This is a genomic window from Methylovulum psychrotolerans (assembly GCF_002923755.1).
Lineage (GTDB): Bacteria > Pseudomonadota > Gammaproteobacteria > Methylococcales > Methylomonadaceae > Methylovulum > Methylovulum psychrotolerans.
In genome coordinates this window covers 184,246-204,465 of sequence record NZ_PGFZ01000007.1, presented here as the reverse complement: position 1 = coordinate 204,465, position 20,220 = coordinate 184,246, and the positions used below count along the sequence as shown (strand labels likewise).

At 49.3% G+C, this 20,220-nt stretch carries 16 protein-coding genes; 12 read left to right on the top strand and 4 right to left on the bottom strand.

Going from position 1 to position 20,220, the window contains the following annotated elements; translation table 11 throughout:
• Positions 1 to 206: 206 nt before the first annotated feature.
• On the bottom strand, positions 207 to 1,211 hold the full coding sequence (locus AADEFJLK_RS15560) for a hypothetical protein (protein WP_146054626.1): 1,005 nt from the start codon (positions 1,209 to 1,211) through the stop codon (positions 207 to 209).
• Positions 1,212 to 1,889: 678 nt separating this feature from the next.
• Between AADEFJLK_RS15560 and AADEFJLK_RS15555 the strand changes: the two genes are divergently transcribed.
• The 6 genes from AADEFJLK_RS15555 (at position 1,890) to AADEFJLK_RS15530 (ending at position 9,747) form a co-directional block, all read left to right on the top strand.
• Positions 1,890 to 2,699, top strand: a complete 810-nt coding sequence (locus AADEFJLK_RS15555; protein ID WP_088617880.1) for a DUF4384 domain-containing protein — start codon at positions 1,890 to 1,892, stop codon at positions 2,697 to 2,699.
• Positions 2,700 to 2,719: 20 nt separating this feature from the next.
• Positions 2,720 to 3,397: a hypothetical protein gene (locus AADEFJLK_RS15550; protein WP_103974888.1), complete on the top strand. Its 678-nt coding sequence runs from the start codon at positions 2,720 to 2,722 to the stop codon at positions 3,395 to 3,397.
• An 89-nt stretch (positions 3,398 to 3,486) separates the two neighbouring features.
• The gene (locus AADEFJLK_RS15545; RefSeq protein ID WP_103974887.1) at positions 3,487 to 4,920 is read left to right on the top strand and encodes a caspase family protein; all 1,434 of its coding nucleotides are present in this window, start codon (positions 3,487 to 3,489) and stop codon (positions 4,918 to 4,920) included.
• Between the two features lie 12 nt (positions 4,921 to 4,932).
• Positions 4,933 to 5,724 carry a hypothetical protein gene (locus AADEFJLK_RS15540; RefSeq protein ID WP_103974886.1) on the top strand — a complete coding sequence of 264 codons (792 nt, stop codon included), beginning with the start codon at positions 4,933 to 4,935 and terminating at the stop codon, positions 5,722 to 5,724.
• Positions 5,725 to 5,737: 13 nt separating this feature from the next.
• Complete coding sequence (locus AADEFJLK_RS15535) at positions 5,738 to 8,917, top strand: tubulin-like doman-containing protein (RefSeq protein ID WP_103974885.1); 3,180 nt, start codon at positions 5,738 to 5,740, stop codon at positions 8,915 to 8,917.
• Between the two features lie 29 nt (positions 8,918 to 8,946).
• The gene (locus AADEFJLK_RS15530) at positions 8,947 to 9,747 is read left to right on the top strand and encodes a TPR end-of-group domain-containing protein (protein WP_103974884.1); all 801 of its coding nucleotides are present in this window, start codon (positions 8,947 to 8,949) and stop codon (positions 9,745 to 9,747) included.
• Positions 9,748 to 9,838: 91 nt separating this feature from the next.
• Here the strand turns inward: AADEFJLK_RS15530 and AADEFJLK_RS15525 are convergent, their stop codons facing one another.
• Both AADEFJLK_RS15525 and AADEFJLK_RS15520 read right to left on the bottom strand, forming a co-directional pair.
• Positions 9,839 to 13,273 (bottom strand): AAA family ATPase, encoded by a 3,435-nt coding sequence (locus AADEFJLK_RS15525; protein WP_146054625.1) that lies wholly within the window; start codon positions 13,271 to 13,273, stop codon positions 9,839 to 9,841.
• 196 nt (positions 13,274 to 13,469) lie between these two features.
• Entirely contained in the window at positions 13,470 to 14,096 is a 627-nt protein-coding gene (locus AADEFJLK_RS15520) for a glutathione S-transferase family protein (RefSeq protein WP_088617887.1), read from the bottom strand.
• 121 nt (positions 14,097 to 14,217) lie between these two features.
• Here AADEFJLK_RS15520 and AADEFJLK_RS15515 point away from each other — a divergent pair, with 121 nt between their 5' ends.
• The 4 genes from AADEFJLK_RS15515 to AADEFJLK_RS15500 all read left to right on the top strand — a co-directional run bounded on the left by AADEFJLK_RS15515 (position 14,218) and on the right by AADEFJLK_RS15500 (position 17,416).
• Entirely contained in the window at positions 14,218 to 14,625 is a 408-nt protein-coding gene (locus tag AADEFJLK_RS15515) for a winged helix-turn-helix transcriptional regulator (RefSeq protein ID WP_088621473.1), read from the top strand.
• 15 nt (positions 14,626 to 14,640) lie between these two features.
• On the top strand, positions 14,641 to 14,922 hold the full coding sequence (locus tag AADEFJLK_RS15510; RefSeq protein ID WP_146054624.1) for a hypothetical protein: 282 nt from the start codon (positions 14,641 to 14,643) through the stop codon (positions 14,920 to 14,922).
• A 176-nt stretch (positions 14,923 to 15,098) separates the two neighbouring features.
• Positions 15,099 to 16,466 carry an Eco57I restriction-modification methylase domain-containing protein gene (locus AADEFJLK_RS15505; protein ID WP_103974881.1) on the top strand — a complete coding sequence of 456 codons (1,368 nt, stop codon included), beginning with the start codon at positions 15,099 to 15,101 and terminating at the stop codon, positions 16,464 to 16,466.
• The gene (locus AADEFJLK_RS15500) at positions 16,463 to 17,416 is read left to right on the top strand and encodes a BsuBI/PstI family type II restriction endonuclease (RefSeq protein WP_103974880.1); all 954 of its coding nucleotides are present in this window, start codon (positions 16,463 to 16,465) and stop codon (positions 17,414 to 17,416) included. The genes AADEFJLK_RS15505 and AADEFJLK_RS15500 overlap by 4 nt, the downstream gene beginning before the upstream one ends.
• A gap of 52 nt (positions 17,417 to 17,468) precedes the next feature.
• Here AADEFJLK_RS15500 and AADEFJLK_RS15495 read toward each other — a convergent pair whose 3' ends face one another.
• Positions 17,469 to 17,810: a hypothetical protein gene (locus AADEFJLK_RS15495; RefSeq protein WP_146054622.1), complete on the bottom strand. Its 342-nt coding sequence runs from the start codon at positions 17,808 to 17,810 to the stop codon at positions 17,469 to 17,471.
• 224 nt (positions 17,811 to 18,034) lie between these two features.
• Here AADEFJLK_RS15495 and AADEFJLK_RS15490 point away from each other — a divergent pair, with 224 nt between their 5' ends.
• Together AADEFJLK_RS15490 and AADEFJLK_RS15485 are read left to right on the top strand one after the other, a co-directional pair.
• Positions 18,035 to 19,024, top strand: coding sequence for a glycoside hydrolase family 17 protein (locus AADEFJLK_RS15490; protein WP_249028062.1), 990 nt, complete (start codon positions 18,035 to 18,037; stop codon positions 19,022 to 19,024).
• 227 nt (positions 19,025 to 19,251) lie between these two features.
• On the top strand, positions 19,252 to 20,220 hold a 969-nt coding region (locus AADEFJLK_RS15485), incomplete at its 3' end, for a D-alanyl-D-alanine carboxypeptidase family protein (protein ID WP_103974936.1).

Genomic DNA, 20,220 nt, shown 5'->3' with positions numbered 1-20,220 from the left:
TGTCGGGAAAGGATCACCGTATTTTCCTCGTACTAAAATGCAATTAAAGCGTGGATTATTATGTTTGGGAAATTTTCTGTAAGTTAGACAATCCGTTTACAACAAGCCCAAGAAAGCCTTGCTGAAGGGTTAAGGACGAACTGTTTATCCTACTTGGCTTTAGCGGAGAGTTGGCACGAACAAAATACCCCCGCCCCACTATTGCCTTACAACCCGCCACCATAAACGCGATAGCCCTTAATTTCAAGCTTGGTGCGGGTCGCGCCTTCGGATTCAATCGCCAGATAAAGCCCTTTAAGAGCGGCTTCATCCCACGTTTTGGGAGGAGAAACCCAATGTAAAGCTTGGATGGCTTGGCTAAGGGGAATGCGGATATGCGTCCACCCCCGTTTTTTTAGCCGCGTGGCGTAGGGTTGGGCGGCAAAACTCAGTTCCCGGCCTTCGGCATACTTGCCGTCAACGTCGTAAAAACAACGGTCGTAGGCTATGTCTTGGCAGAGCGGGCGCACAGGGTCGCCATAGGATTGTGAGTAACCTGCCGCTTGGCTAAAATCAAATTCGATAAAGTGGGCGCGGTTACTGCGCGGCGGCGCTTCCGCCCAATCCGCCAAGACCCCTAAGAGGATACGTTGGCCGCTGTAGCCCTTATATAAGCGCGGTTTCACGTCGGCACTGATACGCAAATCAAACTCAACGGTTATTGGCTGCGCCAACGGGGCGCTGACTGACGGGTCATTAATGCCGGCAAACAAATGCCCGTATTGTAAAGGCCAACCTGTGACATTTTGCTTGCGGAAGTTAACTGTATCTAATGCCAGCACCAGTGTCGGGGCATTGGGGTTGCCGACCAGATCGGCGCTAACCCAGCGGCCCATATCGGCATCATAGTCGTAATCTGCCATGTAAGACCGGATTTTTTGGTCGTAATTCGCCGAATCCTTGTGATTATTGGCGCTATTTTCATGCGTCACCGAAAAAACCAGCGGCTTGTGCTGTGACCCGCATTGCCCCCGCTGCCGCCCCAACGTTGGCGGACGCGGCGTGTTATCGCCCGCCGCCAAGCCATAGCCTGTCGTAAAAGCCAAGCACGCTTGGGCAAAATCAGGATAAGCCGTCAGTCCGGCCTGGTTAGCGCCATCACGGGCAAACCCTGCCGAAGCGCTCAGGCAGCACCCGATGATAATCGCGGCGGACAAATACCGCCTGTTCAATACCACCACCTGATGCCTTAGCCTCAGCCGTTTACACACACTCCCAATGCCCATCATTACTCCGCAATAAATAGCAATATCATCAATGTCGCCGCCATCAGACAGGCTTGTAGCCCAAATAACGGCGAAATACCTCTAATCCGCAAAAAAACAATATAAATCAATAAAATCAATTTATTGCATAAAAATAAAAAATGCTTTTATTTCTACAAAAGGTATTATTTAACCTATAAATAGGCACTATTTCACTTTATAAAATATTATTAGTTTTTCTTGCGAAAACCTTAATAATAAGTCAATATTATATCGACTAAATAACACGCTTTTAAGTTCATAAACACCGTCAGCGCACAACATTATATTAAGTATTTGTAACGTGAAACATCTTAAGCTTATTAGGCAGAACGTCTCTGGCAAGCCCGCTTCAACAGCACGGGCCATGAGCGGCTATCCGCTTGGAAAGCCGACTTTTTCACGCCATCAACACTGGCAACCGCCGTTATCCTTCACTAATAGGGCTTGCCGACCTAGCCAGCCGTCTAACCCTCATAGCCCTGACCTCTTAATAAGCGGATTTATCCGATTTGTACACTTTCTACCTGACCGCACCACAGTGCAAGCTTATGCTCGCCTGCCTTTTTCTTCTTATAGGCATTTATTTTGACAGGATCTTAAATCATGAAAAAACATTTTAATAGCAGCGAGAATGTTTCTCTCGCCTTCTTATTGGTAACATTAGCAGCTCCGGTATCGGTATGGGCGGAAGCGGGAGCCAAATCCCTGTTTGAAAGCGAAGGCACAACCATCATGCGCAGCGACACGCCTAGCGATACGGAAACAGCACCTATCACCAAACCAACCGTAAAACAGCACACCACAAAAGTCGCACAAAGCTATGCAGGCTTGCAATATTGGATTGATCTACAAACTGAGAGCGGTGCTAGCCAACGGGTTACCACCAACCATACCTTCCAAAGCGGTGACCGCATCCAACTCAAAGTAAAAAGCAATACCCCAGGCTATCTTTATGTGATGAATGCAGGCAGCTCAGGGCGTTTCAATAAGCTGTATCCGGCCCGTGGGCAATTAAGCCAACTTATTCAGCCCGGCATCGTCCAAACCATCCCCAATAACAGCGCCATCCGTTTTGATAACACCCCCGGCAGTGAAAAAGTCAGCATATTACTGACTAAAATGCCTATCTATGATGAACCAACAGATAATGGTTCAGCGGCAGCACCTGTCAGTTACGTCAACCAAACCTCTTATAGCGCGTGTTCCAGTTCCGGCTCTAAGGACTTATTTAACGAGGAAAATGCCGGAGCGGCCATTGATTGCGTCAAAAATAACTATGGCAGCGGCTCTAAAGATTTATTTGCCGAAGAAGACCCGGTTTCAGCGCAACCGGCAAGTTATGCCGTTATTCCCGCCAATACCCTCGATACGGGCAGAATTTTATCCGTCGACTTTAATTTGATTCACCGTTAACTATCACTCACAGGAAAATTATGAAAAAAATGCATTGTAAACTTATTGCCACGGCTGTTACCGGCGCCTTATTACTCAGCGGTTGCAACAGCATCCAGCAAGCCAGTTCGGCAATGGGCTCTACCGGTACGGGTGTGCTGGCCGGTGTGGCAGTAGGCGCAGGCGCGGGAGTGTTATGCGACAAACTGACAAACGGCAAGAACAGCATGGAATGTATCGCCGCCGGTTTGGCGGCCGGGGCATTAGCGGGCTATTTGGCCGCCTCTTTAGATGAAGCGGCAGAAAAATCCGTCCCTGTTATGGATTGCGCTTCGGTAAAAAAACGCATGGCTTATCCTGCTAACGCAACCCAACCTAAAGCGGTTATGCGGCTGGACGCAGCCAATTCGTTGCTGTTGGTTAAGCCAGGTGAAAAACCCAAAATCACGTTTAAAATGGATTTAGCCACCCCAACCATTAACGGCGCTCCCCAAGCTATCCCCGTCAAAATCAGCATTGATAACCAGCTAAGTAAAGCCAACACCAAAAGCTGTGGCGGCGATTATAACCTTCCTGTCTCGCTCGATAGCAGCACTGAACAAGGCCCCCATTACAGCCAAGTCAAATTGCTGAACGCGCAGGATAATACAGAAATTGCCGGCGGCACGTTAAATGTCTGTTACACCGTCGCCAGTGACGGCGTGAACCGATGCCAGTAACCTTAACCCATTAACCTATACGTTTGTGGATATTATCCGAACAGCATGTACTATCCACAAACGTTATTTGTAACTGCCAGGCAATAATTATGTCCCAAACCGTCAAATTCCGTTTTTGCATCCGCACTGGGCGACTAGTTGCAGTTGCCAGCCTATTATTGTTAAGCGGCTGTGCGACCGTTGGCTCTAAAATGCTCTACAATATCACCGCCGAGGAAGAAGCCCAAGGTTGCCAAGCATCCCATATTGCCAATAGCAACATTAAAATCGGGGATTGCGAGCGTGCCTCCAAATTAATTAAGCAAGCGGGCATGGCGGGCGGCTATGTGGGCTATGACAGCACCGGACGCTTGCAGTTACGCGGCGATTATCAGGACGAAACGGAAGTTGACCGGGCGTTTTTGGTAGTGCAAACCTTGGTAGGTGCAAGCAGCTTGGCCGTTTCGCCGATAACACCCAGAAATGTCCGGGAAATCACCTTAGAAAAAATTTATACGCCACCAGCCGACCAAGCTTCACTCAGCCAATCCGGGCATAAATATGCCTTACTGGTAGGGGTGTCTATTTTTAGGAATTTCCCCGACAAAGGCATAGAAACCGCTGACGATGATGTTTTGGCATTGGATAAGCTGTTGCGGAACAAAGGCTTTGAAACCGAGCAACTGATCGATAGCGCGGCGACCAAACAAAACATTATTGCCGCCATGAATAAAATCAAGGCGGTCGCTTCTGCCCAAGATACCGTGTTGTTTTATATCAGTACTCATGGTTTGCCGCCCGATAAATTGGGGCAGCTAGAAATCGTGCCTTACGATATGGCCAAACCGTTAGCAACAACAAATCCGCAGCCGTCCGACCAAGAGATTATCGACGAAGCCAATTCCCGTTACCACGTTATGCAAACGGCCATTTCCCAAGAAGAATTGCAAAGTTTCCTAAAAGAAAATCATGCGGGCAAGTTTATCGCCATTGTCGATACCTGTTACAGTGGTGCGGCCATGGGCACGTTTATGAAACCGCTAGGCGGCGACCAATATGTCCAACGTGAAAGCCAATATACCTACAGCTTATCGGACCAACAAATCGGCAATCTTATTGGTGCGGGCAGCAAAGACTTAATTGTTGATCCTCCACTTAATGCAGGACCATTTCCGGCCTCCCGTCCCACTGGCTTAGTTGAAGGTTCCGAGGAAGACTTTGATTATACCCAACTGCCGATACCGCCGACCGAACCGAAAAATGTCGCCGCCCAGCACCTTGGTCGGGTTTTTTTGACCGCGACATCGGGAAATGAAACCTCCAACTTCCAAAAGAAGTCGCGGATGAAAAACTCCATATTCACTTATTATCTGGTAGATGGCCTTAAGCGGGAAGACGGGCAAGTCGCCAAGGCCTTCGATTATGCCAAAGAAAGAACTTCCTATCATGTACTGACCCATCCGCGTTATTTTGGCAATAAGCGCCAAACACCGCAAATGGAGAGCTTGCCACACCGCTACGAGAATTTGGGTCTGTTTTACTAAGCGGCAGCCAATATGAATTACTTCATTAACTTCCTTACTGTCTTAGCCAATGCGACGCACTTGCTGGCGGCCAACAATGCTCGGTTGTACCTACTGTTATCCGCCGTCGGCTTAGTGTCTGGCGCGGCGTTATGGTTTGCCAGCAATGTCTTCGGGCAGTTATTTTATAAACCTTATCGCCTGACGTGGGGACAACACTGCCTCTGTGGCGTATTAGCCATGATGATGACGTTGTGCATACCCCTGTTTGCCGCATCCACTTATCTGAAACCGAGTTTTGAGGCGATTATTTCGGTTTGGCGGGATCAGCTAAGTAACGACCGCACTTGGCAATACGAGCAATTTAACCGCCAATATTATGCGGTCAAAAAGCAGGGACATGAAGATTTCAGCCATTCCCCACCACCTGAACAGGGCGGCAAAAGTATGCCGCTCACTCACCCGGAAACCATCGTCAGCACCTCAAAAATGACTGCCGAAGCCGCGCTAGAAAATTTCCGGCAAAACTTTCCGTTACTGGCGATCATTATCAATACCTCTGCCGACCTGTCAGCCGAGGCGGTCAGCAAGGATGTCCAAGCGTATTTCAAAGAACACCCAAATGGCATTTATCCGCATGCACAAGGCATCCAGCTTGCCGCTGCCCAATTGTATACGCAATTGGCTCCGCAAATAATCCGCCTCATTTGGCTTACGCGCATCGGCATAACCGGCTTCATTGTGCTGAATTACCTACTATGCCTGCTATGGATAGGCCTCTCGGCATTAAAACAAATCCGCATTCACTCGGCACATTTTAAATAAATAAGGAACCCTAATGACTAACAACCATTTAATTATCGGCCTGGGCGGAACCGGCGGTAAGACCATAAAAAATATGCGGAAGGCCATTTACGAAGAATTTCGTTGCAATGAGCCGAACCAATCTAAATTAAAGCCCGAAAAGCCGATTTATATCAAATACCTTTATGTCGATTCCAGCAAACCTGATTTGGCCGCCAGTGAACAATGGCGCACCCAAGAGGAAATTGGCAGCGACATTGGCTTAAATAAAGAAAGTCTGTTACCTATTTCGCAGAATAATCTGGCCGTACGCCTGAACGATCCGCAAAATTATCCGATAACCCACCGTTATATCGGCAGAAAAGAAGATTGGTCGGAAATTTTTTCCTCCATGAATATCAATGAAACCGCAGGCGGGCAAATCCGCCGTTTAGGTGTGTCTTTATTTGAACCGGAATGTAACAACTTTATCACCCATGTGCTGACGCTGGTCGACCAACTGGAAAACGCCAGCACACAAAAAGGGGTGCAGTTCCATATCTGTTGCGGATTGGCGGGCGGCACGGGAAGCGGTGCCTTTTTACATGTACTGGCGCAACTGCGCGCCAGATTTGCCAGCTCTAGTGCGTATCCTATTTATCTCTATGTGCTCTTGCCCGAAGAAAACTCACCTTGGGCGAGCAATGGCGAAAAAACCAATTATTACGCCAATGGCTACGCGGCACTGCAAGAGTTAAACGCCTATCTGGTCTCCGATGCCAGCGAATCCAGCCATAAAGGTGGCCCGCTATTTGCGCCAATTGACCTGACGGGACAAACACAACGTTTTGAAAAAGTCAGCGAGAATAATGTTTCCGCCTTAAAAGACCGCGTACAAGGCTGCTTTGTCTTAGATAACGTCAACGAAGCCAATATTAAAATTCCCGTACAGGAAGTCACCCAATTATTTGCCCAACTGATTTATCAGCGCGTTTTTCTGCTGGATGATACCGGCGCACAAATCCCGCAAAATGTTAAGTCCGCCATTTCGCTGGAAAACTTTAATATCCCTGATGAAGCGAAGGCCAGTGACGCGCAGTTTAAATTACGCACTGTGCGCCTACAAACATTTGGTGTTAAAAAAATCGTCATTCCAGATGAAGAGATCCGCGAGCATTTGGCGGCTTGTTTTGCCGAACAATCTCTTTTACAAATGCTGTATAACAACTGGATGCCAGGTGACACCCGCTACCGGGCAGAAATAAAAAACCTGTCATGGGGCGAGTTTGTCCAAAAAGACGCTAACCGCCGTCCTTGGAAACTGACCAATAACCAAATTACGTTATCTGAAGGCTTATTGGAAGGGGAGCGTGAAAATCACTGGCCTGATATTAGCGGCGATTGGGCGCAAACGGCTAACGATTTAAAAAGTACGGCATGGCTGTCACCCGTCAGCAAAGGGCGTGATGACAGGCTGGATAATCTGCAAAAGTCTTTTCAGGACTATTACGACAAGCGCTTTAGAAAAATCGGCGTGGAAGTTTTTTATAAATCCAAGCAAGATGATTTAGGGCGCGAGAACACCCATATTGCCGAAGTCACCCAATCCATACAGGCTTGGATGTTCTACAAATGGCAAGAAGGCGACTATGGCTTTATCGATTTGCAAACCTTGTTAAGCGAACTGGTCGAAGATTTGCGTAGCCGTAGCGTAAAAATTGCCGACCGCTTAAAAGGCATGGAAGCCCGCCGTACCGAACTCCTGACAATTATTTCCAAAAACAAAGAAACTTGGGGCAATGTCGGCATTTTCGGCAAAATGGCGGGCAAACGGGAAGCCTTATTTGACACGCAAAGCGAATGTTTAAAAGAATATTATGAGCTAAAAACGTGGCATATTGCCTGGGGCTTTGCCGAGCAATTGTTGCAACGCTGTGTTATTGAGCTGCGTGATAAGCTACAACCGATTTTTGTCGACCTTAGAAGGACTCTCGAAGACGGCCAAGTTTTTTTTGAGCAACGCCGAGCCGCCACCTGTCGGCTGCAAGAGACGACGGATATTAAGCAAAATTTGCTGAAATTTTACGAGCCTGAGAAAGTGCGGGATTTTAGCCGTAGCTTGTTAGGCTCGGAAAACAAACAGCAGCAATGGGCGCAACGCTCACGCTCCGACTTTATCAACGCCGCCGAAACCAATAAAGTGGATGTGCGTAGTAAAGAAAAATATTTTGGTGCCTTGCTTTATCACGGCAGCTTAAAAAATATTATTGAGCAGGTGGCGCGTGATAACTCCCAACAAGCACATGACGAGGCCACCAGTATAAGTACCCGCCTGATAGGGGCCAATATTGTGTCACGGCTAGCCGGACAGTTTCAAGACCAAGAAAAGTTACGTTCTTATGTCCGCGATATTGTTGCCAGCACCCAAACCTTTATGCGTTTTAACCAAAGCGAAATCACATCTGCCCCTAATGCCGTCATGGCGGTTATTTTACCGCGTTGCGATGAAGTCAAAAGTTTTCGCGATGAGCTTGCCAGCCTCTTTATGAGCAACCAAACCCCCGGCATTACGCTGTGCATTGTTGACAGCAGCCGTAACCTTAACCAAATTTCCCTGATTTGCTTTAAGTATGGCTTTCCCATGCGTTTTTTACAGCCGCTGCAATTTCTCAAAGAAAAATACGATTTGCGCTTACAGCAAAATCCCGCTAGGGCACGCTTGGAAGTGCATATTGAAGACCACCCGGCTACCCGGTTACCGGAATTATTCCGCCCCCGTCCCGATCAAATGGGTAACACGATCTTGCCGTTATATCAATTGGCCAAGGCCTTGGAGTTGCTGCAACCCCAAGAAGATACTGCCACCAATAAACGGCGTTGGCGCTTGGAAACCCGCGATGCCGACAACTTACCCGAATATCACTTCTATCCTAACGAGATAGTGGCCTTACTGGATAGCGGCCCGGAAGTTGAAACATTATCAGCCGCCAATTTGCAAGACGTGTTGAACAGTGCCACAGAAGAGCAGGTTTTTTATCTGGAAAAAGCGCTTCACCCCTTACTGAAGTCTGATCACTACAAAATAGCCACTAATCGGGAAGCCTTAAAAGCCATCTTGCGCTTACAGCTAAGCACAGCTTTAAGCCATCGCGCCCATAATGTTGAAGATATTTTTTACGGTAAATTGCGGGATAGCACAAAAACTGCCATGGCTTTTATCGATAATCCCCTATAACTTTATAATAACTTTTGGAGAAACTAATCATGGCAAGCGCGAAATGTAGAAATCGGGCCAGTTGCGATCTGGCAATGCAGGATGAATGGATAGAGATACCTGAAGATGGCCGTTGTCCAGAATGTGGGACAACGCTGCAAACGCAAGCGAACAATAGCAGCGCTATTGACGACGCGCGTAAACGTCGGAAAAACTTGCTGATGGCAGGCGGTGGCCTAGGAGCGCTGTCACTGACGGGCGCTTTGCTATGGGCATTGAATAGCCAGCCTAAAACGGGGCCAGAACCTTTGCCGACCACAGCAACCATTACAGAGCCGGCACCTGCCGAGCCCGTTGCCGCCACACCCACACCTGCCGAGCCGACATCAACCGAACCTACTTTAGAAACCCAGCAGCATATCAAACAGGGCATGATGTTTGTGGCCTTGGCGAAAGGTTCCCCTAAAACACGCGGCGAAAACCTGCAAAATGCGCTAGTCGAATTTAATTTGGCGATTAAACAAGAAGACGATGCGGGCCGTTGCTTCGCCACGGGCTACATGAACCGCGGCATTACTTATTGGCAAGACAACAAAATGAACCTTGCCGAAAAAGACCTGATAAAAGCCACGGAATGTGATGAAGAAAATGCGGTGGCTTTTTATAATTTGGCCACTTACTACGCCACCATAAAAAAGCTCGATTTGGCGCTGGAACCCCTAGATAAGGCACTGGAACTAGGCTTCAGTGACTGCGATGTCTTGCGTAAGGATCCCGATTTGGCAAATTTGCGTAATAAAGGCGATTTCCGCCACATCTTGGAAAAACACAAGCTATTTTGTTTGAAATAAATACAGTGTAATCGTATGCTTGCTGCCTTGCGGGTCATTAAAACCTGCAAGGCTCTTCTGCATGTTGGGCTACTGTTGTCACGCCCTACCCTCAAGCCACTTTCAAAACCCCCACGCCATTGGATTTTTTCACCACCTGCACTTGGGTCTTTATGCGTTTGCGCACCCCTTCCAGATGCGAGATAACGCCGACAGTTTTACCGTAAGCAGGGAGTTTCTCCAAAGCGCTCAGCACGACAGTAAGCGAGTCGCCATCAAGACAGCCAAAACCTTCATCAATAAATAACGATTCGACCGATTTATTGTTATTGGCAAGTTCCGACAGGCTTAACGCCAAGGCGAGGCTGACCACAAAGCTTTCTCCACCGGACAGGGTTTTGGGGGCACGTCGGCGGTTATTTTGGGCGGTGTCTTCCACTTCTAAAGATAAGCCCGGCTGCTCGGTATTGTGGCGCAGATAATAACGGTGGCTGATTTTCTCTAAAATACGGTTAGTCTTTTCCAGCAATTGCGCGGCGATGCGGATTTGCACCCGGCGGCGGAAGGCCATACCGTTTTCATTGTCGAGAATGGCGCGTTCTGCCAAAGCCGGTTGCGCCTCCTGTTCGCGCTGTTGTAGTTGGGCGGTCAGTTGTGTGTAACGTTGCTGGGTTTGTTGGTGTTGTGCCAAACGTTTTTGCAACCGTTGAATCTCCAGTTGGGCAATGTCGGTCTTTTCCGCCAGTTGGGTCAATTGCCGATAAATGTCGTCCGGGTCCGGTGCGGTTTCCGCCAGCATAAAATCCGTATCCAGTTCGGCGGACAGATTCTCCAATTGCTGTTGCTTGGCGGTAAGCTGAACTTCAATATCGCCCTGGTGTTTCAGGTATACCGGTTCTTGGGCGGCAAATTGCAGGGCTTGGCGCAATTCGGCCAAGCCGGCGAACGGTGAACTTTGCAAGCGGATTTGCAACGCTTGCAGGCAAGCGCCCACTACGCCCTCCTGCTCGCTCAGGACGCGCTCTTTTTCGGCGATCAACTGTTGCTTTTCGATCAAAGCAAGGTGTACGCCGATCAGTTCTTCACTTTGCAGGCTAGCCATCAAGCGGTCGATGTCGGCATCGGCTTGCTGGAGCGTGGCTTGGTTAGCCGCGTATCGGCTCTCCAGTCCGGCCACCTCCTCAATAAAATGGCTGCTGTGGAATTGATGGGTCTGGTAATCTTGGCGGCGGCTGTTAAGTCGGTCAAAAAACGCGTCTTCTTTGCCTTTGCCGGGCATGGTTTCGCCCAAAGCGGTCAATTGCGCCTGCACCTGTACGGCTAAAGCCTGTTCTTGTTCGCGGCAGGGAATTAAAGCGGCTTCGTTGACCAGATGGGCTTCGTTAATGTCGGCGGTAGCCGCCGCCAGTTGCTCGGCCTCGCTGTGCAATTGGCTCAACGTGGCTTCATTTTTGGCAATTGCCGCATTGATCTTATCAATAGTAGCGGTTTTTTTGCGGTACTGCTCTCCTAAAGCGATGATGTTTTTTAATTCATCACGCTCTTCTTTCAACCATTGTTCCATCACCGCCAATTGCCCGATATCGGCATCGGCAGTGGCCTTGTTCAGGCGGTTGCACTGGCTTAACCAAGCATCTTTAATGCTTTGCAATTGTGCTTGGGTGGCGCGGTTCTGCTCGGCATACTTTTGCGCGGCGACAATGCGCTTATTGAGCTGGTCGGTTTGTGCCGCCAGTTGGCGCAACTTCATTTGCTGGTCGGTCAACGCCTGTACCGAATTGCCCAAGACCGGAGCATGTTTCAAATAAGGGTGTTCTTTCGCCCCGCATAAGGGGCACGGCTTGCCGTCGACCAAATGGACACGCTCGCCCAGCAGCTTTTTCACCAAGGCTTCGCGGCTGACGGCACTTTCAAGCGCCAATTTAATATTCTCTTCGCGTTTTATAATATCGCGCAATTGTGCCAATTCGGCTTTTAAAGCATCCGGGTCTTCGATTAACGGCGGTTTGCGGCCAAACAGGCTTAACAGACCACCGCCCGGTTGGCTGATTTTTTGATACTGGTTTGCCACGTCCAACACTTGCTGAAATTGTTTCAGCCGTCCTTCTTGTTCGGCTTTCAGGCTGTCAATTTCATCAGCATGATGGCCTTGCAGCAAGGCGGCACGGGCTTGCTCTTCATCGGCAAGTTCTTGCTGGAGTGCGGCAATATCCGCTTGGGTTTGGCTCAGGGCAGTTTGGGTGTTTTTTATTGCCGTAGAGTGGGCTTTGACCGCATTCCCTGATTGCTTATACGCATCGCTCAGCACATTCAGTTCGGCACGGAGTATTTTCAGTGGCGCGGTTTCGGGAAAGTTATCCAGCAATATCCCATCACCTGCATGGTCAGCCAGCCAAGCCTGCACCTCGGCTAAAGCGGCGTTTTTTTCGCCCAATTGAGTTTCTAAAGCCTGTAATTGCGCCGACGCCTCTTGCTTATCCAAACGGGCTTGGTTAATAGCGAACTTAATCCCGTCTAGGGTCTGATGCTGCTCGGCAAAAGACAGGCCAGCAGCTTTGGCGGCCAAGTCGGAATTATCGCCCACTTGCTCGCGCAGAAAGTGCTGCTCGTTTTGCAGGGCTTCCCAAGCGGCTTTATGTTGTTGTAAAGTCTGTTGTTGGCTCTCCAGCGCCTTTAGGTCATCCTGAAAGTTTAACGCCTGTTTGGCGACCGCAATCTCGGCTAAGGTTTGCCCGTTGGCCGCCAATTGGGTTTGCAGGTCTTTCAGGCGTTTTTTCTGTTCGACGACTTGGGTTTGCAGATTGGCGGTGTTCTTCAAAGCGTGCTGTTGCTGCTCCAGCTGTTTTTGGGCTTCTTTAAGCTCTTGGATTTGTTCCTGATAATCTTGCAGATCCTGTTCCGATGCTTCTTGCTCGGCGGAGGTGAGCGGTTTTAAGCCAGCCAATTCTTGTTTCAGGGCATCGACGGCCTGTTGCGCCTTGTCGGCGTTGCCGATGATTTCATTACGGTAATCGGCATAAATGTCGGTGCCGATTAACGTCTCTAAAATATCCATGCGTTCGTTGTCGAGCGCGTGTAAAAAAGCCGTAAACTCATTTTGTGCCAACAGCATGGAGCGGGTAAAGCCGCGGAAACTCATCCCCGTCAAATCCCTGATAGCCGAGCATACCGCAACAGAGCCATCCGCCAGTACCGCACCGTCAGACAAACGGGTCAACTGCATAGCAACAGTTTGCTCTTCACCGTCATGGGGTGCACGTTGGGCTTGCCAAGTGGACTGATACTTGTCATCCCCCAGTTTAAACTCGACCTCAGCATAAGCTTCATTCGCGTTTTGGCTAATGACCGTCGCAGCCGGGCGGTCAAAACGGGCGGTTTCCCCATACAGGGCTAAGGTGATGGCATCTAAAATGCTGGATTTTCCCGAACCGTTCGCGCCAGTAATTGCAAAAACGCCCGTATTGGCTATCGGGCCTTTACTGAAACTGATACGGCTTTCGCCCATTAAGGAATTGATGTTTTTAAAATAGAGTGAAAGTATTTTCATGGTTTGATACTTTTGCCAGGCGACCGGGATGTTGATCACACCATTATAACGCCGTGGCAAGGCTTTTTCTCAAACTATCGCTTAGGAGAGGTAATGCAGAGGGGCGGAACTTAACGGCATCAGCGTCAGCCGCCTGGCCTTTCAGGTTTTAGCAACCCGAAAGGCCTTCGTGACGGACTGGCTTTAGCGGCGTTTGTTAAGAAATTTTTGCCGGAGCGGAACTTTGCCAAGCCGGGATTTGCTCAATGGCACTGTACCAGCGGGCAATTTCCGTATACCCTTCGACAGGATATTTAGCCAATGCCGTCAACTCCAAGAAGGAGGCGATGGAGAAATCCGCCAAGGTAAACGTATCGCCAACCAGCCAAGCACGGCCCGCCAAATGCCCATCCAACACCTTAGCGAAGCGATGGAAGTTTTCGGTGGCTTTCGCCAATTCTTGGGCATCGGGTTCGCCCAGGTTGAAGGCGTTTCTGAGAATATTTTCAAAAATAAAAACGCCGCAAGCACGGCCAAAATGGGCGGTTTGCCAAAACTGCCAACGGGTGATGTCGGCATGTACCTTAGGGTCAGCGGGCAGCAACGAATTATCTGGCACTTTAGAACACAGGTACTGCATAATGGCATTAGATTCCCACAGGACAAAATCGCCGTCGACAAGCGTCGGGATCATGTGGTTAGGGTTAAGAGCCAGAAAATCTGCTTGCAAATGCTCACCTTTAACCAAATCCAAAGCGTGTAAGTCGCAAGCCAATCCTAAATGATGTAAAACGGCAATGACACGGCGAGAGTTGGGTGAAATTGGAAAATGATACAGTTTCATGCGGCTACCCCTAAAAGAAGAAAAATATTTTTGTCACTTGCCTTTTGCAAGTGATAAGATTCTGACACACAAACTTGCTTTTTGCAAGTATCTATTTATATCTGATGTCTTAAGACCGGCCATGAAAACAGAAACACCCAACTACCGCTCAAAATGCCCTCTTTCTATCGCCTTGGAATTTATCGGCGATAAATGGAGCCTTATCGTGATCCGCGACATGTGTTTGGGAAAAAGCAAATACTGTGATTTTCAGGCCTCACCGGAAGGCATACCCACCAATATCCTCGCCAGCCGCCTGCGCGAATTGGAAGAAAACGGCCTGTTGATCAAACGCCCCTATCAGGCCAAACCTGTGCGTTATGAATATTTTTTAACGCCCAAAGGCGCAGATTTGTTGCCGGTATTACAGCAATTGGTCAAGTGGACACAAAAACACGTCCCCGACTGCGGCGAGCCGCCTGAGGGCTTTTTTACCGCCCAACCGGAAGATTTGTTGCAAAAATGGGTGGATGCGACGGATACTGCTTAGAATAGAAGGCCTGTCATGCCAGTAAACCCTAAACAGGAATTCCGTATGCTTGCCGCTGTGCTGTTAGTGTTTTGGCTACCTGCAACCTGTTGCTTTTGGTTCGATTGGCGCATTGCCGGCATTATTTTGACCTGCTTAGGCACTTTATCCGCCAGTGAACGTTGCCACCGTGTGGCTACCCAATGTGCATCAGTGCGGATACGCGTCATTGCAGCGGTGATGATGGGGGTGTTAATTATTGTGACGACATATACCGCCTACTTCCACTCCTATCCAATGATGAATCATAGGCTTTAAATCGCCCTTTAAATCGCCTAAGACTTATATCGTTTTCTTTATTGGGACTTAACCAAGGAATATCAACCGTGTTAACGGCTCTTGAACAGACTACGTTACAGCTATCAGAACCAACCAGTGCGGACAAAAAATCGCTGTTAGGGCAGTTTTTCACCCCTGCAAACATAGCAAAATTCATGGCTAGCTTATTTCCCGCCCCCTTAAGCGACACCTGCACCTTACTTGATGCAGGTGCAGGCACCGGCTCCCTTGCCAGCGCATTTTTAGAAAGATGCGCATCCGGCCAGTTGAATGCCCAAAATATTCGGCTAAGCGCATTTGAATTGGATAACTCCGTTCATGCGCAATTGCACCGCTCCCTATCCCAGCATAAAAATAAAACGCCGCTTTTGTTTACCATTATCGGCGGCGATTTCATTGAGGCCGCCGTTAACACTATTCAATCCGGCCAACAGGTTTTCACCCACGCCATCCTCAACCCACCCTATAAAAAAATAAGCAGCAATTCCCGCCACCGTTTGTTGCTTCGCCAAGTAGGCATTGAGACAGTCAACCTTTATTCGGCTTTTGTTGCACTAACGCTTTTATTAATGGCACCGGAAGGGCAAGTCGTCGCCATCATCCCCCGCAGCTTCTGCAACGGCTCTTATTATCGGCCTTTCCGTGACTTCGTACTAAAACACGCGGCCATTCGCCACATACATCTTTTCGCATCGCGCCGTAAAGCCTTCAAAGCCGATGCTGTGCTACAAGAGAACATTATCATCAGGCTAGAACGAGGCCGACCACAAGAGTCGGTGACGGTGTCAACCTCTACCGATGACAGCTTTAGCGATTTTGCCAGCTACGAACACCCATTCGATAATATTGTCTTTGCTGATGACCCCAACCAATTTATCCATATACCTACATCATGTGAAAAAAACACCATAGAATTGTCGCCCGCTATCCGCTATTCGTTAGCGGATTTAGGTATCACTGTTTCAACCGGCCCAGTAGTAGATTTTCGGTTAAAAAAACATTTATGCGCTATGCCGGAGTCCGGTACAGCACCGTTATTGTATCCAGGCCATTTTAGTCGCGGGGGCCTCGAATGGCCAAAAGTGGGCAGTAAAAAACCCAATGCGATCCACCGTAACCTTGAAACAGAAAAGTGGCTTTATCCCAATAGCTTTTATTGTGTAGTGCGCCGTTTCTCAGCTAAAGAAGAGCGCCGCCGCATCGTCGCCAGTGTCGTTGAACCAACGGCATTTCAGGATGCCCCATTATTGGGCTTTGAGAACCACTTAAATCTATTTCATGAAAACAAACAGGGATTATCGGCAACATTGGCACACGGTTTATGCTTATTTCTCAACACGACCGCGTTTGATGAAAGTTTCCGGCGCTTTAGCGGACACACACAGGTTAACGCAACCGACCTAAAGATAATGAAGTATCCAAGCCGCAGTATGCTCATAGAAATGGGCAAATGGGCTATGGCTGCCGGCGGCACTCTTACGCAGATGATGATAGATGAAAAACTAAGGGAGCTAAATTCATGAGTAATGCCCATCCTCTTATCGAATCCGCCCGGCAAATCATTATCACGCTGGGGTTGTCGCGCAAGCAACACAATGAGCGTTCCGCACTTTGCTTGTTGGCTTTGCTGAATATGACCCCAAACACATCATGGCACGAAGCAGAAAACCCGTTGCTAGGCATTACCCCAATAATGGATTGGGTGCGGGAACATTATCACAAAGACTATGCGCCGAACACACGGGAAACGTTCCGCCGCCAAACAATGCACCAATTCTGTGATGCTGGTATCGCGCTTTACAACCCAGACCGGCCTGACCGTCCCGTCAACAGTCCGAAGGCCGTCTATCAAATCGAACCTAATGCGCTGGCATTGCTACGCACTTTCGGAACACCAGCATGGCCTGACAAATTAGCGGCTTACTTGTCCGAAACCGAAACGCTACTCGCCCGTTACACGCAAGAGCGGATGCAAAACCGCATTCCGGTAAACATTGCCCCAGGGAAGAGCATAAATTTAAGCCCAGGTGGGCACAGTGAACTGATTCGGGCCATTATTGAAGAATTTGCCCCGCGTTTCGCACCGGACAGCCTGTTAGTGTATGTCGGGGATACAGGTGACAAATGGCGTTACTTTAACGCGGCTTTACTGTCCAAGTTGGGTGTCAATGTCGATTCGCATGGCAAAATGCCCGATGTCGTGCTGTATTTTAGTGCGAAAAACTGGTTACTGCTCGTTGAATCCGTCACCAGCCACGGCCCCGTGGACGGCAAACGGCATAATGAACTCGCCAGCCTTTTTGCTACCGCAAGCGCAGGACTGGTCTATGTGACAGCCTTCCCAAACCGTGCCGTCATGGGGAGGTATCTTGGTGAAATCGCATGGGAAACAGAAGTATGGGTAGCAGATGCTCCATCCCATTTAATCCATTTTAACGGTGTGCGATTTTTAGGCCCCTATAATTCGGTCTAACCCCACCTGCCGCGTTGCACGGCAGATGGGTGACACGCTAAGCGTTTAGCGCTTATTCAGGCTTAGGTGGCGGTGGTGGGGGCATCATGTGGCGGGGCGGGTGCATGTTGTCAAACTTTTTCAGTTGCTCAGGGGTCAGCACCGCTTGCAAACGGGTTTTGGTCTCTTCGTGGATAGCTTGGAACTTGGTATGTTGTTGCTCAAAAATCGCATCGACTTTACTTTGTTGCTCGGTAGTCAAGCCTAGCTCTTTCGCCATCGCCGCTATTTTTTCGGCGTGGTGTTGTTTAAAATTCTGATCGCCTTCAGGACTTCCTGGCCCTCCCATGCCGCCAGCCACGGCCACCAGCGGTAAGCCCAGCGCAAATAACAGGCTAATCAACGTTTTCTTCATAATCATCTCCTAGTTAGATTGGAAACAGAAGCGGCTTAATGCCGTTCTTACTGCATACTATAACCCCATATTAAGAAAGCAATATGCAATGATTGTGTAAGATGATGGCAATGCCCCCAAGATTAAAAACTCGGCACTTCCGGCAAGGCCAAGCAATAAATTCCTACACGGGCGAAAAATCCCCTATTATATTGGTTTACTTTGGCCTGCCGCAGGGCATTATCATGATAAGATTCTTTTTACTGTTGCTATCTTTGCTGTTAATGACGGTAGGCACAGCCGATGCCGCCGACAAAAAAACCGCCCACCATGCGCCACCGCCATTACAATGCGTGGCGTTCAGCCCTTATGTCGGCACGATCAACCCAGATTATGGCCCGTCGCCCCCTAAAGAGCTGATTGACACCCTACTCGACAAAATCGTCAAAGAGACACCGTTCCGCTGTATTATGACCTATGGCGTACTGAACGGCTTAGACTATACCTTTACCGCCGCACAAGCCCGGCATCTTAAGGTTATTGCCATTTTATGGCTAGATAAGGACAGCAAAGTCAATTCGCAATCCATCTCCACGGGCATTCACCTGGCCAAAACCTTTGCCGATACCATCATTAAGCTCAGTTGCGGTTCGGAAGTGCGCACCCGCCACGGCTATCAGTTTGACGGCGAAATTAGCCGCTGCCTGCAAGCCCTGCGCGAGGCCAAAGTAACACAACCTATCACGACTATTGATACTTGGTGGGAATGGTGCAACCGCTCCTTACACTGCGAAAAGACCTTGTTTTCAGACCAAGTCGACTGGATAGGCATCAACATCTTCCCTTGGTGGGAAAATACCTTTTCCCCCTTGCATTCCTGCACCCCTGCTGGGCAAGCCGCCGATTTCCACCTTGCCAGACTGCATGAAGTCCACACCGCCAATCCTAACAAAGCCGTCATGATCACCGAATTCGGTTGGCCTAACGGCCCCGCTAAAGCCGAGTCGGTCAATGTCAAAACCGGCCAGCGCTGCGGTGTCGCCAGTGCCGAAAACCAAGCCTTAGTGGTGCAATCGACGTTTAAAAAACTCGCCCAGGAACACCTGTCCGGCACCGTGTTCGAAGCTTTTTCGGAAAACTGGAAACCCAGTAATGAAGGCGATTTTGGTAAATACTGGGGAATCTGCCAAGGCGAGCCGCCGTTTGCATGCAGCAAAAAACTAGCCCATCCCTGACCGGATGGCGGCTTTAAAAAATATTAGCATTTTATGATTGGGTTTCGTTTGGTAGAATGGCAAAATTGTGCGAAATTACCTCCCATCGTACAATCTTAAATTAGCCGACCTTCACCCATCCGCCTATTCTCTGACAGCCCACATCCGCCGCCACTGCCAATAACGGGCTTAGCACACCCGGCAGGCACGGCGGAGTTGGGCTATCAGCTTAATTGAACTTTTCCAACATGACGAATGTAAAACTGACCCTGCTTCTTTTAATGTCACTGTGCCTGTCCTTGGTGTCACCTGCCAGTTACAGCGACCATGCCGCCATTCTGATCGATGCCGACAACGGCACTATTGTCTATGAGCAAGACGCAAACCACGCTTGGTTCCCGGCCTCGCTAACCAAAGTGATGACCTTATACATGACGTTTACCGCGTTGTCGCAAGGACAAGTCCAGCTTACCGACACGATGACCGCCTCCGTTTATGCGGCGCGGCAGCCGAACAGCAAATTAGGCTTGAGGCCAGGTGAAAACATTACCGTCGAAGAGGCTATCTTAGCGTTGATTACCCGTTCCGCTAACGATGCCGCCGTGGTGCTGGCGGAACATTTGGGCGGTAACGAAGAAAATTTTGCCACCCGCATGACCGCCAAAGCCCACTCTTTAGGCATGTACGACACCCATTTCATGAACGCGACCGGACTGCCCCACCAATGGCAAGTAACTACCCCCCGCGACTTAGGCTTGCTGGCCTATCGGACAATGCAGGACTTCCCTAATTTTTACCCGTATTTTGCCTCCCATAGCCTGTTTTTTCGGGGTCGTGAATGGCCGGCCATTAATAAGTTCACCGCCAGCTATCCAGGTGCAGAAGGCATGAAAACCGGCTTTACCTGCGGTTCCGGTTACAACCTGATCTCCACCGCGCAACAGAACGGCAAACGCCTGATCGGCGTTATCATGGGCGGCATGACCAGCCCGCAACGCTACCAACTGATGACAGCGATGATGGATAACGGTTTTAGCAATAACCTGCCCCCCCATGCCGACAAACACATCAGCGCAATACCGACCAAAACGTTCAGCAGCCCGCCTTATCAATTAGGTTGTGGACGCGATGCCCCCCGCACCTCGTATGCGCAATACACGCCGCCCGCCGCACCCCGCCATAACAATAACCACGCCGTCCATCTGCGCAGCAGCCAC